The organism is uncultured Brachyspira sp., from assembly GCF_910578695.1.
Taxonomy (GTDB): Bacteria; Spirochaetota; Brachyspiria; order Brachyspirales; family Brachyspiraceae; genus Brachyspira.
The window spans coordinates 26,332-46,359 of sequence record NZ_CAJTQJ010000011.1 but is presented as its reverse complement, the minus strand read 5'-3'; the positions used below and the strand labels follow the sequence as shown (position 1 = coordinate 46,359).

10 protein-coding genes are annotated in these 20,028 nt (G+C 28.9%); 3 read left to right on the top strand and 7 right to left on the bottom strand.

Translation table 11 applies throughout. The annotated features are described in order from the left end of the window. Positions 1 to 260: 260 nt before the first annotated feature. Positions 261 to 1,715 (bottom strand): catalase, encoded by a 1,455-nt coding sequence (locus tag QZ288_RS05120; RefSeq protein ID WP_295155882.1) that lies wholly within the window; start codon positions 1,713 to 1,715, stop codon positions 261 to 263. Between the two features lie 528 nt (positions 1,716 to 2,243). Between QZ288_RS05120 and QZ288_RS05115 the strand changes: the two genes are divergently transcribed. Next, positions 2,244 to 8,006: an Ig-like domain-containing alpha-2-macroglobulin family protein gene (locus QZ288_RS05115; RefSeq protein ID WP_295155878.1), complete on the top strand. Its 5,763-nt coding sequence runs from the start codon at positions 2,244 to 2,246 to the stop codon at positions 8,004 to 8,006. A 499-nt stretch (positions 8,007 to 8,505) separates the two neighbouring features. Here the strand turns inward: QZ288_RS05115 and QZ288_RS05110 are convergent, their stop codons facing one another. After that, positions 8,506 to 9,636: a DUF362 domain-containing protein gene (locus QZ288_RS05110; RefSeq protein WP_295155876.1), complete on the bottom strand. Its 1,131-nt coding sequence runs from the start codon at positions 9,634 to 9,636 to the stop codon at positions 8,506 to 8,508. Positions 9,637 to 9,839: 203 nt separating this feature from the next. On the opposite strand from QZ288_RS05110, the gene nusB reads away from it, so the two are divergent. Continuing rightward, entirely contained in the window at positions 9,840 to 10,385 is a 546-nt protein-coding gene (gene nusB / locus QZ288_RS05105) for a transcription antitermination factor NusB (RefSeq protein WP_295155874.1), read from the top strand. Continuing rightward, the gene (locus QZ288_RS05100) at positions 10,357 to 12,252 is read left to right on the top strand and encodes a tetratricopeptide repeat protein (RefSeq protein ID WP_295155871.1); all 1,896 of its coding nucleotides are present in this window, start codon (positions 10,357 to 10,359) and stop codon (positions 12,250 to 12,252) included. Before nusB ends, QZ288_RS05100 begins: the two co-directional genes overlap by 29 nt. Positions 12,253 to 12,488: 236 nt before the next feature. Here QZ288_RS05100 and fliD read toward each other — a convergent pair whose 3' ends face one another. From fliD to QZ288_RS05075, 5 genes are all read right to left on the bottom strand, one after another. Continuing rightward, positions 12,489 to 14,690: a flagellar filament capping protein FliD gene (gene fliD, locus QZ288_RS05095; RefSeq protein WP_295155868.1), complete on the bottom strand. Its 2,202-nt coding sequence runs from the start codon at positions 14,688 to 14,690 to the stop codon at positions 12,489 to 12,491. A gap of 158 nt (positions 14,691 to 14,848) precedes the next feature. Further along, positions 14,849 to 15,265 carry a helix-turn-helix domain-containing protein gene (locus QZ288_RS05090; RefSeq protein WP_295155865.1) on the bottom strand — a complete coding sequence of 139 codons (417 nt, stop codon included), beginning with the start codon at positions 15,263 to 15,265 and terminating at the stop codon, positions 14,849 to 14,851. 2 nt (positions 15,266 to 15,267) lie between these two features. Further along, positions 15,268 to 15,975, bottom strand: coding sequence for a JAB domain-containing protein (locus QZ288_RS05085; protein WP_295155862.1), 708 nt, complete (start codon positions 15,973 to 15,975; stop codon positions 15,268 to 15,270). 354 nt (positions 15,976 to 16,329) lie between these two features. Beyond that, positions 16,330 to 18,819, bottom strand: a complete 2,490-nt coding sequence (gene feoB / locus QZ288_RS05080; protein ID WP_295155859.1) for a ferrous iron transport protein B — start codon at positions 18,817 to 18,819, stop codon at positions 16,330 to 16,332. Between the two features lie 135 nt (positions 18,820 to 18,954). Then, a complete protein-coding gene (locus QZ288_RS05075) occupies positions 18,955 to 19,812 on the bottom strand; it encodes a DMT family transporter (protein WP_295155856.1) in 858 nt (285 codons plus the stop codon). Between the last annotated feature and the right edge of the window lie 216 nt (positions 19,813 to 20,028).

Genomic DNA, 20,028 nt, shown 5'->3' with positions numbered 1-20,028 from the left:
TAGTATTTAAAACTATATTTTTATTACTGCTGGCTATAAACTTTTTTTATTATTAATAAAAATTACAGACAAACAATAACTTATTGAATGTCCGCAATTTTTATATTTAGTCTTCAAGCTTTAAAATTATTATTTTTATTATTGCTATGCTCGCCGACGAAGTCCGCCTTTGGCGTCGCTTTAACTACATCGATAATAAATTATCGATGTGCTTCGGCTCGCTTTTTTTAATTATTTATTATTATTGCTAATAAAAATTATTATTTTATATCCTTTTCTTGAAAGCCTAATGCCTTAGCTACTCCAAGACCATAAGCTTTATCAACATTCATACAATTTTTTATATGTCTTAGCTTAACTTCATCAGAAGCTCCATTCATATCTCTTGCAGTATTTTCAAATAATGCTTTTTTCTGATCATCTGTCATAAGATTAAATAATGCTCTTGTATCTGTATAATAATCATCATCATCTTCTCTATAATCATATCTAAAAGCATCGCCGTAAATTTTAAAAGGAGGCTCTGCATACTCTTTTTGTTCTTTCCATTCACCCTGAGAGTTCGGCTCATATTCTACCCTAGAACCATTATTAGAATCTACTCTCATATTACCATCTCTATGATAAGTATTAGCTTTAACCTTAGGTGCATTTACAGGTATGCTTGAATAATTAACCCCTAATCTGTATCTTTGAGCATCAGTATAAGCAAATAATCTTCCCTGAAGCATTCTGTCTGGAGAAAAGCCTATACCAGGAATTATTGTAGAAGGGCTGAATGCTGATTGTTCTACTTCGGCAAAATAGTTTTCAGGATTTCTATTTAATTCTAAAACTCCTACATCAATTAAAGGATATTCTTTATGAGACCAAGTTTTAGTTAAATCGAAAGGATTTCTCTTGCTAGCATTAGCCTGCTCTTCAGTCATTATCTGAATTTTCATATCCCATTTTGGAAAATCTCCTCTTTCTATAGCATCAAATAAATCCTTTTGAGAACTTTCTCTATTCTTTGCTATTATTGCTTCTGCCTCCGCATCTGTTAAATTTTTAATTCCCTGCTGAGTTTTAAAATGAAATTTTACCCATACTCTTTTATTTTCCTTATTTATAAAGCTGTAAGCATGACTGCTAAATCCATGCATAAATCTATAGCTGTAAGGTATTCCTCTATCGCTCATATCTATAGTTATTTGATGAATGGCTTCAGGTAAAGAAGTTAAGAAATCCCATTTATTTTGTGCACTTCTCATATTAGTTTTAGGGTCTCTTTTTACAGCATGATTTAAATCAGGGAATTTTAAAGGATCTCTGAAATAAAATACAGGAGTATTATTTCCCACTAAATCCCAGTTTCCTTCCTCAGTATAGAATTTAATAGCAAAACCTCTAATATCTCTTTCAGCATCAGCTGCCCCTCTTTCACCCGCTACTGTAGAAAACCTTATAAATAAATCAGTTTTCTTTCCAACTTCAGAAAAAATTTTTGCCTTAGTATATTGTGTAATATCATGAGTAACTGTAAATGTACCATAAGCCCCAGAACCTTTAGCATGCATTCTTCTTTCTGGTATAACTTCTCTGTCAAAATGTCCCATCTTTTCCATAAACCATACATCTTGAAGAAGCATAGGACCTCTTGCACCTGCTGTTATAGAATCCTGATTATTTTCAACAGGAGCCCCAAATTCAGTTGTTAATCTTTTATCAGACATATAAAAACTCCTTAATACGATTTATTACTAATAAATATATTATATTAAATAATATATTTTATTTCAAGTATATATTAATTAATTTATTTAATAAATATAAAAAATTATTCACTATATATTTTTTAATAAAAGCTATATCTTAAATACAGATAATTATATAGTAATAAAATCAAAATAAAAACTGCTGTTATTTACAAATATATTATATATTCATAATAAAAATTTATAGAAAATAAATTAATCATTTTATAATATTATATTTCTAAAAATCTATGTTAATAAATATAACCCTTATAAATATATAAAAGCAAAAAATATATATACTAATTTAAGCAAAGCTGTATTAAAAACATTATATTAAATTGTATTTTATATAACTTTTTTACATTTTTACATTCATTGAGTTTTATAATTATTCTAAACATAAAACTTTAAAGTAAATAATGCTGTTATAAGGTATTTTTCACTTAATTTACTTTAAAATTATTTATGATATAATATATCGAAATTTGATTTATTGGAGATATTATGGGAAAGCTTAAGACTATTTATTTTATTATGATAATCTCATTAAGTATAATTATATTCACAGGAGCAAGTATGTTTGCCGCAGTAACTATTGACAGAACAACTCCAATAGGAGAAAATACAAGAAGAGAAAATTATAAAACAATAACAGTCACTTTTAATCAGCAAATGACTGCTTTGCAGGCTGTTAAAGAAATAACTAATGAATATTTTAGTTTTAATATAGATGTAAAAGGCAATTATAAATGGATTTCTGTTAATACTTTAGCATTCTACCCTGCTGAACCTCTGCCTGATAATACTGAAATAGAGGTAACATTAAAAAGAGGAATAAAAAGCGAATTAACAGGGGAAATGTTAGAAAATGATTATACTTGGACTTTTAATACTTTAAGACCTATAATGCTTAAAAGTTCTCCTTATGACGGAAGAAGAGGACTTTCTATAGATACTGATATTATAATTTACTATAATATGCCTATATATCTTCAAAGTGCAAAAGATAAAATAAAATTAATATCAAGCAACAACAATAGAGAATTAGATTTTGATGTGCGATATGCAAAAACAGCAGATTTGAGAGAATGGGAAATTGATCAATATGAATTAGAAGAGGTTATTGTTATAAAACCTAAAAATATTTTAAATAAAAATGACAGAATATCTGTAATCGCAGATGAAGGGCTTGCCGCTGTCAATGGAAATCTAGGCACTGTTTCTTCTGAAAGTTTTTCTTTCTATACATATGACAATTTTTATTTCAGCGGAAGCAATGAGCAGACAGTATCAGCATCATACTCGCCTGAAGCTCCTAGAATAGAATTCAGTACAAGAGTTGAATGGAAAGATTTAATAAGAAATATTGAAATAACTCCTGCTATTCAGCTTCCTACAGAAGAAGACCTTGAATGGGATTCTTGGACATCTAAAAGTTTTTCACTTTATGGATTAAGATTTAACCCTAATATTACTTATAATATAAAAATTAATGGAAGTTTAAAAGATTCTTATGGGCAGACTTTAGGTCAGGAGCAGAATATCACATTAAATGTTACAGACTATAATCCAAGCGTTTCTATACCTTCGGGAATGGGCGTTGTTGAATCTTATGAAGGAATAAAACTTCCAATTCAAGTAATGAACCCTAATACTATTAATATACAAAGCAGATATGTTGATAAAGAAAATATTATACCTTTTCTATTTGTTAATGAAGAAGTATATAGATATGATAAAAGTCCTGAATTTATAAGATATACAAATCAATATAAAAATTTATACGGGTACAATAATACTTCAGAATATACTCCTGATGTTGAAAGAAACAAATATATTACGGAAGCATTATATTTAAGTAATTATATGAATAATAAGCAGTACGGACTATTATCAATAGAGTTTAAAAGCAAAACAGGATATAAAAGTCAAAATAATTATTCTGCAGCTTCTCAAATACAAATAACTTCTATGGGCGTAACAGGTAAATTCTCAGGAGATTCAAATACTATATTTGTAACAGATTTAAAAACAGGAATGCCTATAGAAGGTGCATCTGTAGAAATAAGAGATGATTTTAACAGAGTATTAGAAAGAGCTGTAACAGATGAAAATGGTATAGCAAATACTAAAGGCTTCAGAGCTTTAGGAATAAAAAGAGTGAGCAGATGGAGTACCCCAAGACAATGGGCTATAGTTACAAAGGGAGATGATATATCATTTATAAATAGTGATTGGGGTACAGGTGTTTCGCCTTGGAGAATGGATATTAATTATGATTATTCTCCTGCTGATAAAACATATAACGGCTCAATGTTTACAGAAAGAGGCATTTATAAACCGGGCGAAGAGGTGCATATAAAAGGTGTTATAAGAGAAAATAAAATCGGAAATTGGAATATACCTAATGATTTGAAAAACGGTTCATTTATAATTAATAATTCAAGAGGAGAGGAAATATATAAAGGAACTATAACTTTAAATGAATACGGTTCTTATTTAATAGATTTTACTCTTCCTGCTGATGCTCCTACAGGATATTACAATGTATATGCAGAGTTTAAATATGAATCAAATAATGACAGACAAGAAAGCAGCTCATACAGTTTATCTCAAAGCTTCAGAGTAGAAGAATTCAAGCCTTTAGAATATGAAAGCAGACTTTGGGCTGAAAATAAAAATTATTATCTAGGCGATACAATACCTATAAAAATGTCAGGCTGGTATTTATTTGGAGAGCCTATGATATCCAATCAAGTTGATTATAATATATCTATGAGGGAAACTTTCTTTATTCCGCCTAACAATGCAGGATTCAGATTCACAAAATTAAGATGGTTTGAAGATGAATATTACAGCGATTATTATTCTTCAATAGCAAACGGTACTGCCTCATTAGATGGAAACGGCGAATATGCTTATGAGCCTAAGATAGATGCGAGCCGTTCAATACATGCTGCCTATGTTAATATAGAAGCAACTGTATTGGGGCAGGATTCTCAAAAAGTAAGCACTACTAAAAATATATTAGTACATGGAAGCGATTTTTATATAGGTGTAAAAAGACAAGGTTATTTCTTAGAAACAGATAAGCCTGCACAATTAGAGTTCATTGCTGTTGATCCTGATGGAAACAGACTTGAAGGTAAAAAAATAGAAGTGCAGGTTATAAGAAGACATTGGGAATCTGTAAGGAAAGCTATAACAGGCGGAAGATTTGCATGGGAATCTAAACAAATTGATGATGTTATTGAAACTAGAACAATTACAACTGCTAAAGAGCCTATCTCATACAGCTTTACCCCTGCAGACTCAGGGCTTTATATGATATCTGCAAGAGCAAAAGACTCAAAAAATAGAGAGGCTGCTGCAGATGAATATATGTATGTTATAGGAAATGACTATGCTCCTTGGGCTATGTATGATGATGATTTATTAGAGCTTATAACAGAAAAAGAAGAATATAAGCCTTATGAAACAGCTAAAATAATGATAAAATCTCCTTATGAAAGTGCTGTTGCTTTGGTAACGGTTGAAAGAGAATATGTAATAGATTCTTTTGTTACTAATATAAATGGTTCTACAGCTTTAATAGAAGTACCTATACAGCCGGAATATTTACCTAATATTTATGTAGGTGTTTCGCTTGTTAAGGGCAGAGTTGAAAATGAAGCATATACTAATTATGCATCTGATGAAGGAAAACCGTCATTTAAAATCGGTTATGCAGGGCTTTCAGTATCTCCGCGTGAAAAAGAGCTTAATGTAAAAATAACGAAATCTGCTGACAGCTTAGAACCGCGTGATGAAATGACAGTAGACTTATATGTAGAAACTAAAGAAAGCAAGCCTATGGAAACAGAGATTATGCTAAGCGTAGTTGATGTTGGAGTATTAAATTTGATAGGCTATAAAACTCCGAATTGGTTTAATACTTTCTACGGACAAAGACCTTTGAGTGTAGCAAGTGCCGACACAAGAATACATTTGATAGGACAACGCAACTATGGTGAGAAAGGCGATACTCCGGGCGGCGATGGTATGAGAACGGCTAATGATATGCTTATGGCTAAAGCTGAAGCTATGGGTATGGATGTATTCAGTATAAGAAAAAATTTCTTAACAACTGCATTCTATCAAGGAAGAGTAAAAACCGATGCTGACGGCAAAGCTAAAGTTACATTCAATTTGCCTGATAATATTACATCATTTAGAATAATGGCTTCTGCTATAAATAAAGACGGTTATTTCGGTGCTTCTGATGATGTCGTTGTAGTTAAGAAAAATATTATGCTTATGGCTACCATACCTGAATTTGCATATATTGAAGACAGATTCAAAGCTGGAGGTATAATATACAATTATTCAGATAAAGATTTAGAAATAGAAGTTCAGGCTGCTGCTTCTAATGCTATGATAGAAAATGATATGCAGAAAATAAATGTTCCTAAAGGCGGAAATGCTGATATAAGATTTGATATTATAGCTACAAACAGAGGGGAAGCTAAAGTTACAATATTTGCTAAAGGCGGAGAGTATAGTGATGCTGTAGAAAAAACTTTTAAAGTTAATGTTCCTATGACTACAGAATCTGCTGCATTATTCTCAAGCACTACAAATAATAACACAGACTTAATGCTTAAAATTCCTAATACAGCAGAAGCCTATAGCGGTGCTGGGGATTTAGAAGTTTATATGTCTCCTAGTGCATTCAGCGAGCTTACAGGAGGAATAAATTATCTTATCAATTATCCTTATCTTTGTTTGGAACAGCAGTTATCAAGAGTGTATCCTATAATAACAAGCAAAAGATTATTAGTAGATATGAAGCTTACTGATATAGCTGAAGAAGAATTAGATAAAACTGTAGAGGATTTCTTAAAAACTATGCCTACATATCAAAGTGCTGACGGAGGATTCTCCTACTGGACTAGCAAAACTTGGGTGTCTACTTGGCTTACCGCTTATGCTGCTGAAGCTATGATTAAGGCTAAAAAAGAAGGCTATACAGTTGATGAAAACTCTCTGAAATTGGCATTAGAATACATAAATAATTATGCTAAAAGCGGAGATTCTGAAAAACCTAGATTCTGGAATGATGAATATATAAATTTATCTTCTATAGCCTATATTGCTGCCGTTCTTTCTGAAGGCGGATACAATGCTAATGATGTGAAAGCTATAATAGACAGAATATATCCTAAAGTTAATAATATACCTTTATACGGACAGGTTCAATTAATGAGAGCTATGTATTATAACAAATATGATAATAATGCATTAAATACTGTGAGGCAGTATATACTCAATACCATAAAAGAAGACCCTAATACTGCACATTATGAACTTGAAGAAAGATATGCTAATCTTTATTGGATACATTCTTCATCTGTTAGAGATACATCTGCTGCTTTATATACTTTAATAGAAACAGGCTATGACAATGCAGTTAATGAGAAAGTAGTTCGCTGGCTAATTCAGTCAAGAAAAAACGGCAGATATTTAAATACTCAGGATAATGTATCAGTATTTGCTGCTATGAACATATATTATAAAAAGTATGAAAATATTAATCCTAATTTCAAAGCAGAGTTAATATATCAGGGTAAAACTTTACTTGAAGAAACATTTAATTCAAGAACTCAGCCTAGCTTAACAAAAAAATATGCATTAGATGAGTTTATGAATGAAAGATTAAGTAATTCAAATACTAAAAATACTTTAGCCAATATTAGAAGAAACGGAGAAGGCAGACTTTATTATGGTATTAAACTTACTTATGCACCTCGTGATTTAGCAGTTAATAGAGATATGGGAATAAAAGTAGAAAGACAGTATCAAACTAAAGACGGCAGAGTATTAGATATTACTAAAGATAAGTTCAGGCAGGGTGAGGAATATGTTGTAGTTGTGAAAATTACAGCTCCTTTTGAAAGACATTTTGTTGTAGTTGATACTCCTATTGCAGCAGGTATGAGAATATTGAATGCAGGTTTCGATACAGAGAGCAGCGAAGTTAAAGAATTAACAGGCGAGTCAGGAAAACCTGCTTGGTGGTGGGGAGGATTTAATCATACTGAAAACTATAATGATAAAGTATTATTATTTGCAGATATGCTTAGCGAAGGAGAGCATATATACAAATATGTAGTTCGTGCGGTTACGCCTGGTGAATATCTGCTTCCTGCTACTAAAGCTGAAGAGATGTATAATCCTGAAATATTCGGTTATGACGGACAGCATAAAGTTATAATTGAGGCTAAATAAAATATAAACAGCATTAAAACAATAAATAATTAAGGGCGGTATCTTTTATAAGGTATTGTCCTTTTTTATATATCAGACTTACTTTAATTTTGCTATTTAAAATCTAGTGTTTAGTTTTTTAATATAATATAATTAGTTTCTAACTCTTTTATAAAATACAAGATATAATAAAATTAAAATCTAAAATATTAATACTTATAACAGCAGTAAAATCTGAATATATATCTTTTGATTTTAAACTCTTAAAATAATTTTAGCTTTATAATATACTTATATAAAATAACTGATTGTATATTCTATGTATTTCTATTAGTTTCTTAATTTTTTGCAATTGTTCTTTTAAATAGGCTACTTATCATTGAGGTTTCTTTCAGATTAAGGCAATTATAAATTAAGCACTTATATAATAAATAAGTAAATAAGTAATAGAGATAAAAAAAAATTTATTAATATGCAAATTGATATTTAATTAAAATGAATTTATGATTATATGTATTATCTAAAATTTTCTTTTTAACACTATAGCTTTATGAGGACATAATTCCTGACAGCAGTAGCAAGATATGCAGCTTTTATAATAATACTCAGGCGGATAATCCTTACCTTTTTTATCAAAATTAAGTGCCAAAGGTGTTACAGGACATACATTTACACAAACCCCGCATTTTACACATTTATTTTTTTCTATAACAGGCTTCGGTATAATAAAAGAAAAAAGTCTTTTAATAAGAGGAAATTTACTTAATTTCATTAAACTTCTTCCTATGCCGACACCTTTATGGGGCTTTTTAAAATCTGCTGTCTTTACACTTTCTATACCATCGCCTAATATTTCAATATCATTTTTGTTTGAAAAGCCGTATTTAAATCCCATTTTTAAAGTAGGTATTGTATTATAATCAAATGATATTATCTGAGAAGCAGCATAATCTAAAGCAACAGCATCTGCTGATACTATTAAAGCATTAACTTTTTTAGGAGTTCCGTTTCTAGGTCCGTTTCCTTCCATAGCAAGTACAGCGTCCATTATATAAAGCTTAGGATTAATAAGTTTATTTAAATCAAGAAGCATAGTAGAAAAATCTTCAAAATCAGGAAGCTTCAAATGATACTCAGCCTTTCTAAAACCAGGTATGCATCCGAACTGATTTTTTACAGCCCCTGTCATAGTTGTAAGTGCATGCGATTTTAATTTAGGAAGACTTATTATAACATCAGCTTCCTGTATAGGCTTTGATATTGTGAAGCTTTTCTCCTGTATGCCTTTCTCATAAGAAACTCCTATAGGCTCTTCAAAATCAGCATATTTAACATTCATTCTATTAGCAACTTCATCTATTCCAGCTTTCAATGCAACACTGCTTCCCTTACCTATTCCAGGAGAATCGCCGTAAGAAACTAATGCATTTTTTTCCTGAAGTATAGATACAACTGCTTCAAATACCACAGGGTGAGTTGTTACAGATCTGTCGGCAGTTTCAGCAGCCAGCAAATTGGGCTTAAGCAATACCTTATCATTTTCTTTAACAAATAAATCTATTCCTCCAAGCAAATCTATAGCCCTTTTAATAGATGATTTTACTTCCTCTAAATTATAATTCATGCATCTTATTACAGCAACTTTGCTCATAATATAAACCTTAAATTAAAACTGTATTTATATTATATAAAAATTATATTAATTGTAAATAGCTGAAATTATTATAATTATTACAGACTAAAATACTATATTTTTATATATAATAATCATAATATCAAAATTATTTTTATGATTTATATTCCGAAAATATAAAAAATAATATTATAAAAATTATTAAATAATGAGTTTTATATATGTCTGAAGAAAATAGTATAAATAATAGCAATGAAACTGAAAATATTGAAGCTGTACCTAGAAAAGCTGTTAAAAAAAAGGTGATAATAAAATCAAAAAACAAAGAAGATATTAAAGATATGGATTTATCATCTTATGGGTCAAGAAGACAGGCAAGAATATATGCTGTTATGTCTTTATACTCTTATGAAATTAATTATAGAAAAGAAACTATAAATGAAATTTTAAACTTTGATTATGATAAGAAAATACCTGAAAATATATTTTCATTTACTAAAACTTTAGTAGAAGGAACTATAAATAATTTAGAAAGAATAGATAATTTAATAGAAAAATATTCTAATAATTGGGATATAAAAAGAATACAATATTTAGATAAATCAATTATTAGAATGTCTATATATTCATTAATATTTTTGAAAGATATACCTAAATCTGTAGTAATAGATGAAGCTGTAGAAATTTCAAAAATTTTTAGCGATAAAGATTCTTATAAATTTATAAATGGGATTTTAGATGGCATACAGGAAAAAGATATACAATAAAAAATTAAATAAATATAAAAATATTCAAATGATAGTTTTTATATTATCTATAGGGGCATTAGGCTTGATTGCTATAATATCATTGAATGTAGCAATAATACATGGTAAAGTAAAATTAAATTATAAAATTGCAGATGATTATACTTTAGCAAAAGAATATTATAAAAATAAAGATTATAATAAAGCTAAATCTATTTTAAAAAAGGAAGTAAGAGATACAATAGACCCTAAAAAAGAATATGAAGCAAATATACTTTTAGGACAAATATATAATGCCACAGAAGAATATGACTCAGCAATAAAAATATTTAATACTATGACAAATTCATTATATTTAGATGAACAGTTAAAACATAATTTAGGTATTTCATATTTAGAAAAAGAAATGTATGATGAGGCATTAACTTCATTAGAAACTTCATTATCTATAAACAGCAATTATATACCCAGCCTTCTTACTTTAGGAAGATTTTATATGGATAGAAATCTGCCTCGTTTGGCTAAAGGATATTATGAAAGAGTTTTAAAATTGGAAGAAAATGATGAGGCTCTATTTTATACAGGATTAATAGCACTTAATGAGGGTTTTCAAAGCATAGCTTATGATACTTTAAGTAAATTAGTGAGAAGAAGTAAAAGCGAATATGCTGATAAGGCTTCTACTATACTCGGAGATATATATGTTATATCAGGAGATACAGACAGTGCTATAGAAATGTATTTGAAAAGTTTAGTAAACTCTGATACAAAGCCTGATTCCATAAAAAAACTTGTAAAAATATATGAGCAAGTTGAAGATTATGACGGAATAAAAAAAGTATATGAACAGATATTAGAACAAAATCCTAATGATGCAGACACTATACTAGAATTAGGCGAATTATATGAAAAAGAAAATATGTATGACAGGGCGGTTAAATATTATTTGAGACTTACAAGAATGAAAGATTATACGAATACATATTTTGCTACAGGACTTCTTGCTAATGCATACTATAAAGGAAGTATGCTTAAAGAGGCAGAAGCTAATTATAAAAAAATTATAATGGCAAATAATAAAGATGATTTATATAAAACAGCATTAGAAAGACTTGGAGATATAACATACAGACAAAAAGATTTTTTACCGTCTCTTAGATATTATCAGGAAATATATAAAATAGAAACTAATAATGCTATATTTATGCCTAGATTAGGAGAATTGGAATTATATTACGGCAATTCTGATAAGGGAATAAAATTATTGAAAGAATCCATTGCAGAAGATATTGGAAATGCCTTTCCAAGCAGAACACTTGCTGTTTATTATGAAAATATAGGAAATAATAATGAAGCTTTAAATTATTATAATCATACTCTTTCTAAATACCCTAAAGACAGAGAAAGTATATACAGAGCTGGAATGATATACTATAAAACAAAAGATTATGCAAAATCAAAAGAATCTTTGCTTATAGCGGCAAATGATGAGAATAATACTACTTTAGTAAGAGAAAATGCTTGGATAACATTAGCTACTATGATGGAAGAAATTCGTTCATATAATGATGCTACATCATATTATGCTCAGTTAGTGGAGATGTCGCCTAGTGTTGAAAACTATATGCTTTATGGTGCATTCTCATATAGAAGACTTCAATACAATGATGCGATATATGCTTATAATGAGGCTTTGAATTTGGCAAATTCTAAAAGGGATATGTTTGATATTAATTTGGCTTTGGCTAAATGTTATTATAGAATTAATGAACTTGATAATGCTGAAGAAAGCTATAGAAATGCATTAAGCTATAATGGAAATGATCAGCAGGCTAAAGACGGTTTAAGACAAGTTTTAACTAAAAAAGAACTTATGTATAATAATTAATAAATAATATATTGTTTTATTAATTAAATTTTTTATCATAATTATTTTATTAGTAAAAACCTGAAATGGATTAATTAAGCGTTTTTAGTGTATAAATCTTATATATTTTACAGAGTTTTTATAAAATAAAAATAAGCTATAAGTTTTTGATATATTTATAAATAAAAAAACTCTGTCATATAATAACAGAGTCTTTTGTATTTTATAGAATATACTTGATTATTTATAATCAATAATTAATTTCCATTATTATTTTTATTTAATGAAGATTCTAGTCTTTTTCTTTCTCTCTCAGCCTGCTGCAATTGCGACTGCATTTTATAATATGAAGCAAGTCTTTGCTGTCTGTATTCTTCTATTCTATCTTTTTCTGCATCCATTCTTTTTTTGTTAGCATCTAAACGGCTTTTAGTCATAGTAATGCTATTTTCAACTATTCCTCTTGTCTGAGAATAAGGAGTTATAAAATCACTCATAGTATAAGCTACTCCTGTATCTGGAATATCATCTCCTGTTGTATCATTTGAAAATAATTCTTCTATACCGTCCATATGAGTATCTATTTTATTCATAAATTTCTCTTCATCTACCTGAAGAAATCCTTTTTTAACTTTAGACCAATCTTCTCCTGCATTTCCTCTGTTAATTCCTATTTGGTCAAGAAGTGCAAGCTCTTCTCCGTATTCTGTTTCATAAGCATCGGCAACTATCATTCTTACCCTTTGAGATATAGTATTTACAAGAGTGTTTCCGCTGAATACTCCTACATAATAAAGTTTCTTTCTTAAAGCAGAATCAGACATCTCTGTATTATATTCTATGCCCAAAGTAGTAGCCAAATCATCTAAATCTGTTCTATTCATACTATCAAGCCCTTCTCTTATATCTCTGCTTAAAGGTCTTTGAGTAGTATCATTTAATAAATCAATAATTTCATTATAAGCTCTTATAAAATTGGCTATTGAATTAACCACCCCTTCTTTATCAACTTCAATAGTAGTAGCAAATGCATCAGGAGTAACTTTTTTAGCAACAATATTAAGCCCATTAACCACATTATCAAATTCATTGCTCTCGCTTAGTACATCAACCCCATCTATAGAAGCCCTTGCATCAGATGCCTCAGATACTAAATAATTAGGAGCATCTTCCTCCTTGCCCATATCTTCAATAAGCAAGTCTTTATAAAATATATTGTATCCTGCATTTTTATTTATAAGAACAACTTCAGTAATAACATCTTCTGCCTCAAATTGTCCGCCTATTGGTATATTAAGCCTCTGCCAAGATGAACTTATTGTAGGTAATGCAAAGAATTTTTCTGCCTCATCTCCAGCCTTATTAATATATTTTACCCCTATTATTTCAGAATTAAAGCCTGCAGCATCTATTGGTTCAGGAGCCTCAGCTTCAATACCCTCTTTAGCTTTGCGTTCTGCCTCTAATGCCTCTTTATATTTCTTTATATCCTCAAAAGTTCTGGAACTATCAGCAGGCGATAAGCCCTCCCCGTATAATTCTACATCCTTATATATTACACTATCTACTTTATCAAAAGTTAATCCTGTATCCGGAATAGATAAATCAGATGTAGGCGGCATGATAGGAGCTTCTTCTTCGTCTAAACTATCTGAAACTCTAGCTGTTATTGATAAAGTGATATTTTCATTAGCTTCAGCCTCTCTATGCAAAGGAAGAGATAATTTATTCTCGCCTTTTAACACTATAAAATCATTCTTTACCATATAATTTGTGGTAAGATTATCAGATTCATCTTCCCATTTATTTAAAAGCTGTTCATTGAATATATGTCCTAAATGTCTGTAAGGTCTTCTTGTAAACATATTAAGTTCTTTTAATATACCGGCATCATCGCTTACAACTTCAACTATGTTTTTTGAGCCTGTTGTAACTAAATCTATTGTAAGAACCTGTAAATTTCTAGATTTTTGAGTTATTGTAGTTTTAATTTTTTTTCCGAAAGCTTTATCTAAAGATTTTTGAAAATTTACTAAACTTCCGCCTGCAAAATCTACAGCTGTTTCTTCGCTGCCTATTTTAAGAACTATTTTTCCTGCAGGCAAAGTATCCGCCATATTAAATGCTTTTGAAGAGAATTTCTGGCTGGCTGCTATATCTTTAATGGCTATATCGTATGTAGTAGTATTGGCAAGTCTGTTTGCAGTTACAGTAAAATAATCAGGTATGCCTTCCCCTATTCCTACAAACTTTCTAAATGGAGAACGAAAACCATAAAGTTCTTTTGAAGCAGTTGAAAGAGTATCTAATCTTACTTTCAAATCTTCATAAGCAGAAATTTCTCTTTGATAATCTCTGGCATTATCTGCCAAATTAGAAAGAGTTGTACTCCTTTTATTTACTTCTGCCTCTACTGCATTTTTATATACTTCATCAAGAAAAGCTTCGCTTGTTGCCATATAAACACCTCTCCTAAAATAATATATGTTAATAACAACTAAAATTAACTATTTTTGTAAAATAAATCTATTTTTAAATTATCGGAATAATAAAAAAAACTATAAGAAATTACAAAAATATATGTTTTATAAGTATTATATTACAGCGGCAAAATAAATCAATCTAAAATATTTTTTAAATCTTTTATTATAGCATCTATATTTGATAATTGTAATGAAGAATAATTTCTAAGTTTATTTGCTATGCATAAAAGTTTTCTAGTTTTTTCTATTTGATCATAACCAAATAATATGGCTATAGGCACATTTAAAGCATTTGCTATTTTATTTAAATTTATGATTGATATATTTTTCTTACCAACTTCAACACTTTGTAAATACTTTGCAGATATTCCTGACATTTCTGCTATTTCAGATATAGTTTTTGTCTGCAATTTTCTTATATTTCGTATATTTTTTCCAACGGAAGAGATAAGCTCATTATTATTTAATATATCCTTATTAGAATTATTTTCTTCTTTGCTGTCGCTGACTATATTATTATAAAAAGGCTTCTTCAAATTAGTAGTAAGCATATTTAAACCTCCGCATTATGTCTGTATTTTTCAAACATACTGTCTTCTTTAAAACTATAAGAAGAATTACCTGCAACTATAATATGATCAAGCATTTCTATATCAACCATTTTAAATGCTTTATACAAAACCTCTGTAATTTTAATATCTTCTTTGGACGGCTTTGATATGCCTGAGGGGTGATTATGGGATATTATAACATAGCTTGCACCGACCGACAATGATTTTTCTACTAAATCTCTAGGATATATTGTAGCCGAATCTATAGTACCTCTGAATATTTGTTCAGAAGATATAAACCTTTTATTTATATCCAAACAAATAACAGAAAATGCCTCAAATTTAAGTTTTCCCAAACTTATTATAAGATAATTGATTAAATCTTTTTTCTTGATATGAGGAGAAGCTATTTTTAAACTGCTTAATAAATAATATTCCAAAATAGAAGGAATACTTCTTATTAAATTAATCTTTTTTGAATTAAGACCTTTAACTTTAGACAGTTCTTTTTCTGAAGCATTAACTATATTATGCAGATTATAAAAATTATAATAAAGCTTTTCTACTATAGTATTTGCTTTTTCTAAAGATATACCGTTTGATATAATAGAGGCTAATATATGCTTCTCATTTACGATATCTGAATTAATATTTTTATTAATATTTTCTAAGGCATTACTAATATTATCATTATAAAAATCATTATACATACGCATTTCCTTAATAAATTATAGTATAAGCCTAGTTAAACAAATTATTTTTTTAAAATAAGCCATTTATTAAAGGAAATAAACAATATATATTTAACTTTTTATAACTTTTTTAAAAAAAATTATCATTATTATAAAAAAATCATAAAATTCAATATAATAATGTGTATATTAATGTTAATTTTAAGAATGCATTTGAATAATTATTTTAAATGATACAAACGATATATACTTATGTAAATACATTTTGGAGTTTATTAAAAGTTTTTATTTATAATATATAATACATAATAAAATAATAATGCCCAAGACTTTTATTAAATAAAGCCTTGAGCTAAACACTATATTAAAAAACTATATGATACCTGCTATCCTTCCTGCAGTCTGATAAAATATAAAACTTACTATCCAAGCAACTAATAATGTGTATAATATCAAAAATGGAATCCATTTATTTCCTATTTCAGAACCTATAACACCTATAGCAGCAAAACAGGGAAAATAAAGCAGCACAAAAAGAAGTAATGAATAAGCTACTATAGGATTAAATACGGGGTCATTCTGCAATGATTCTGTAAGTACAACTTCATCTCCGTCTTCTATTGATTTAATCTGTGCTATAGTAGAAACTAACACTTCTTTAGCAGCACCTCCTGCAATAAGCCCTATGCCTATTCTCCAATCAAATCCTAAAGGCTTTAATGCAGGTTCTATAAATGTGCCTATTTTGCCTGCATAACTTTTTTTAAGTCCTTCAGAAGCAGCTAATCTATCATACTCAGAAGCTATAATATCTTCATCATCAGCATTCAAACCCTGACTAAGCACTGATATCCTAGCTTCCTGCATAAGTCTTGCATTATCCTCTTTAGTAGGAGTATATTGAGGAAAAGTCATTAAAGCCCAAATTATTATTGATGCAGCAAATACATAAGTACCGGCTTTTTTTACATACATCCAGCCTCTGTCAAACATATGTCTTAATACAGTCTTAACTCTTGGTATTCTGTAAGGCGGAAGCTCCATTACAAAAGGAGTTTCTTCTCCTTTGAAAAAAGCTTTTCTAAATATAAATGCCATTATAAATGACATCAAAACTCCTATCATATATATACTAAACATTACAGAAGCAGCCATTTTAGGTGTAAAGAAAGCACCTATAAATAATATATAAACAGGAAGCCTAGCACCGCAGCTCATAAATGTAGTTATCAAAACTGTTACTACCCTATCTTTTTTGCTTCTTAATGTTCTTGCTGCCATAACCGCAGGAATAGTACAGCCGAATCCCAAGAAAAGAGGTATAAATGACTGCCCATGCAAACCTAATTTATGCATTATCTTGTCCATTAAAAAAGCAGCCCTTGCCATATACCCGCAATCTTCTAAAAATGAAATACCTGTAAATAGTATCAATACAAGAGGAAGAAATGATAATACTGCTCCGACGCCTCCTATAATACCATCAACAACAACAGACTGTATTAAGCTGCCTTGAGGAAGCATACTGCCTGCAAAATCCGATAATGCTCCTACACCCATTTCAAGCCAGCTTTGAGGATAAGCCCCTAAAGTAAATGTTACTTTAAATATAATCCATAATACAATTAAAAATATTGGAAGCCCAAGCCATTTATTCAAGAATATAACATCGGCAGCCTCTGTAAAATTGAATGCCTGTATATTATCTTTATGAACAACTTCCTGCAAAGCTCCTCTTATATAGGAATATCTTTTATCTGCCATTATAGAATCTGTTTTTGCATTCATAGAGGATTCTAATTTGATTATTTCTTTATTGAGAACCTCTATTACTTCTCCGCCGTTATTACATTCTCTTCTTATAGAATGAATTGCTCTTTCATCTTTTTCCAAAGTTTTTATAGCAAGCCATCTTTTATGAATATCGCTTATATCTCCATGCATAGTATCTGAAATATTTTTTATAGAATTCTCTACCTCTTCTCCGTATGTTATAGCAGAATATTTATGAAGTTTATTTCCTGAAGTATACATATCTTCTATTTTATCTAATATCATAATAACGCTTTCATATTTATTTCCATGAACTTTCATTACAGGAAATTTGAAAAGCTCTGTTAACTTTTTTTCATCTATTTTAATTCCATTTTTTTCAGCATACTCATACATATTAAGCACGCATACTATAGGTATGCCTAATTCTACTAACTGCAATGTAAGATAAAGATTTCTCTCTAAATTTGTAGAATCTATAACATTAATTATAAAATCAGGCTTTTCATTAAGAAGAACATCGCATGCCACTAACTCATCTTGAGAATAGGCACTTAAACTATACACACCTGGCAAATCTATTAAATCATAAGTATAACCATTATAAAGCATATTAGCCTGTCTTTTTTCCACTGTTACACCGGGATAATTCGCAACTTTATAATTAGCACCTGTTAAAGCATTAAATATAGTTGTTTTTCCTGAATTTGGGTTTCCTGCAATAGCTATTTTAAATTTAGTATTATTAGACGGAACTTTTATTTTCTTAGCTATATCACTTTTACTTTCTATTAAAGTGTCATCTCCCTCTTTTACATCTTTATGCTCTATATGCTTTAATACTCTGTCTTTTTTTATATCTGCATTTGATTTAGCTACTTCTATGCCGTTAGCCTCAGATTTTCTTAAAGAAATTTCATAATCCATAATATGCACTTGTATAGGATCTCCAAGAGGGGCTTTTCTAACTATCCAGCCTTTGGCACCGGGAGTAAATCCCATTTCTATAATTCTTTGTCTTATCTCTCCGTCAGTAGACACTTTATCAACAATAAAACCCTCTTCAATATCCAATTCTGTTAATTTCATAAATTCTCTCCTTTGTATAACAGAAATTAATGTACACTTACAAAGTGTTTGTATATTCTAACATTTATATAATAATTGTCAATAGGTAAAAATATATTTTGTTATTTTATTATACAAAAAAACAAAAAAACTGTATTATTTTTTACTGCCTATCACCATAATTATAGTAGATAGTATTATAAAAATAGAACCTATAATAATATTAGTAGTAAGTTTTTCGTTATATATAAAAACAGAAGCTGCTGCTGTAGAGGCAGGCTCGAACATATTAAGTATGGAAGCAAGAGAAGAACCTAATTTTTTTACTCCGTAAAGCAAAAGCCCCAATGAAAATATTGTACATACTAAAGATATAATAATAAAATTTCCAAATACATATAAATCATTAAGAATCTGTAAAGAACCTGTAAGTATTCCAGCTATAAAAAAAACTGCAGATACAAATAAAGACATATAAAAAAGAGAAACCATAGTATCAATTTCAGAAAAGCTGCATCTTTTATTAGCAATTATATAGCTTCCATAAGTTACTGTTGTTATAAGAGCATATATAATACCCAAAAATGATTGTGCTTCTGCAGACTGCGTAAGAAGTATTATTCCAGAAACAGCAAAGATAATAGAAATAACCTTTAATATATTGGCTTTTTCTTTAAACATAAATATCATAACAAGCAGAACTATAACAGGATAGCCGAAATGTATCATATTGCTTAAGCCTGCTGATATATACAATAATGATTTTGATAAAAAGAAAAATGTAAGTCCAAGCCCTATTACGCTGAATATTAATAGTTCTATAAACTGTCTTTTTGTTATCTTAAAACTTTTTCTAGTAATAAGAATAATCATAAATAAAAAAATTGCTGTAAGAAAATATCTGTAAAAAACTATAGAAACAGATGAATAATTATAAGGAATGATATTCTTTACAAAAATCGGAAGAAAACCATAAGCAATAGAGCCTATTATAACTAATAAAATATTTAACATTGAAGTCCTCTATAAAAATTAATATTATTTTAAAAATTAATATTATTTTAAAAATTAATATTATTTTAAAAATTAATATTGTTTTAATAAATAGAAAAAGAAAATTACAGCTATTTAATGGTATATTATATTTACAATAAATCAATTATTTATTATAATATATATAATAAATAATATTTACTAAATAAAAATTAAAAAGGAATAATTTTATAAAAA

Coding starts and splice junctions, on each gene's coding strand:
- QZ288_RS05120 (WP_295155882.1), bottom strand. CDS start 1,715: ATGTCTGATAAAAGATTAACAACTGAATTTGGGGCTCCTGTTGAAAAT.
- QZ288_RS05115 (WP_295155878.1), top strand. CDS start 2,244: ATGGGAAAGCTTAAGACTATTTATTTTATTATGATAATCTCATTAAGT.
- QZ288_RS05110 (WP_295155876.1), bottom strand. CDS start 9,636: ATGAGCAAAGTTGCTGTAATAAGATGCATGAATTATAATTTAGAGGAA.
- nusB (WP_295155874.1), top strand. CDS start 9,840: ATGTCTGAAGAAAATAGTATAAATAATAGCAATGAAACTGAAAATATT.
- QZ288_RS05100 (WP_295155871.1), top strand. CDS start 10,357: ATGGCATACAGGAAAAAGATATACAATAAAAAATTAAATAAATATAAA.
- fliD (WP_295155868.1), bottom strand. CDS start 14,690: ATGGCAACAAGCGAAGCTTTTCTTGATGAAGTATATAAAAATGCAGTA.
- QZ288_RS05090 (WP_295155865.1), bottom strand. CDS start 15,265: ATGCTTACTACTAATTTGAAGAAGCCTTTTTATAATAATATAGTCAGC.
- QZ288_RS05085 (WP_295155862.1), bottom strand. CDS start 15,975: ATGTATAATGATTTTTATAATGATAATATTAGTAATGCCTTAGAAAAT.
- feoB (WP_295155859.1), bottom strand. CDS start 18,819: ATGAAATTAACAGAATTGGATATTGAAGAGGGTTTTATTGTTGATAAA.
- QZ288_RS05075 (WP_295155856.1), bottom strand. CDS start 19,812: ATGTTAAATATTTTATTAGTTATAATAGGCTCTATTGCTTATGGTTTT.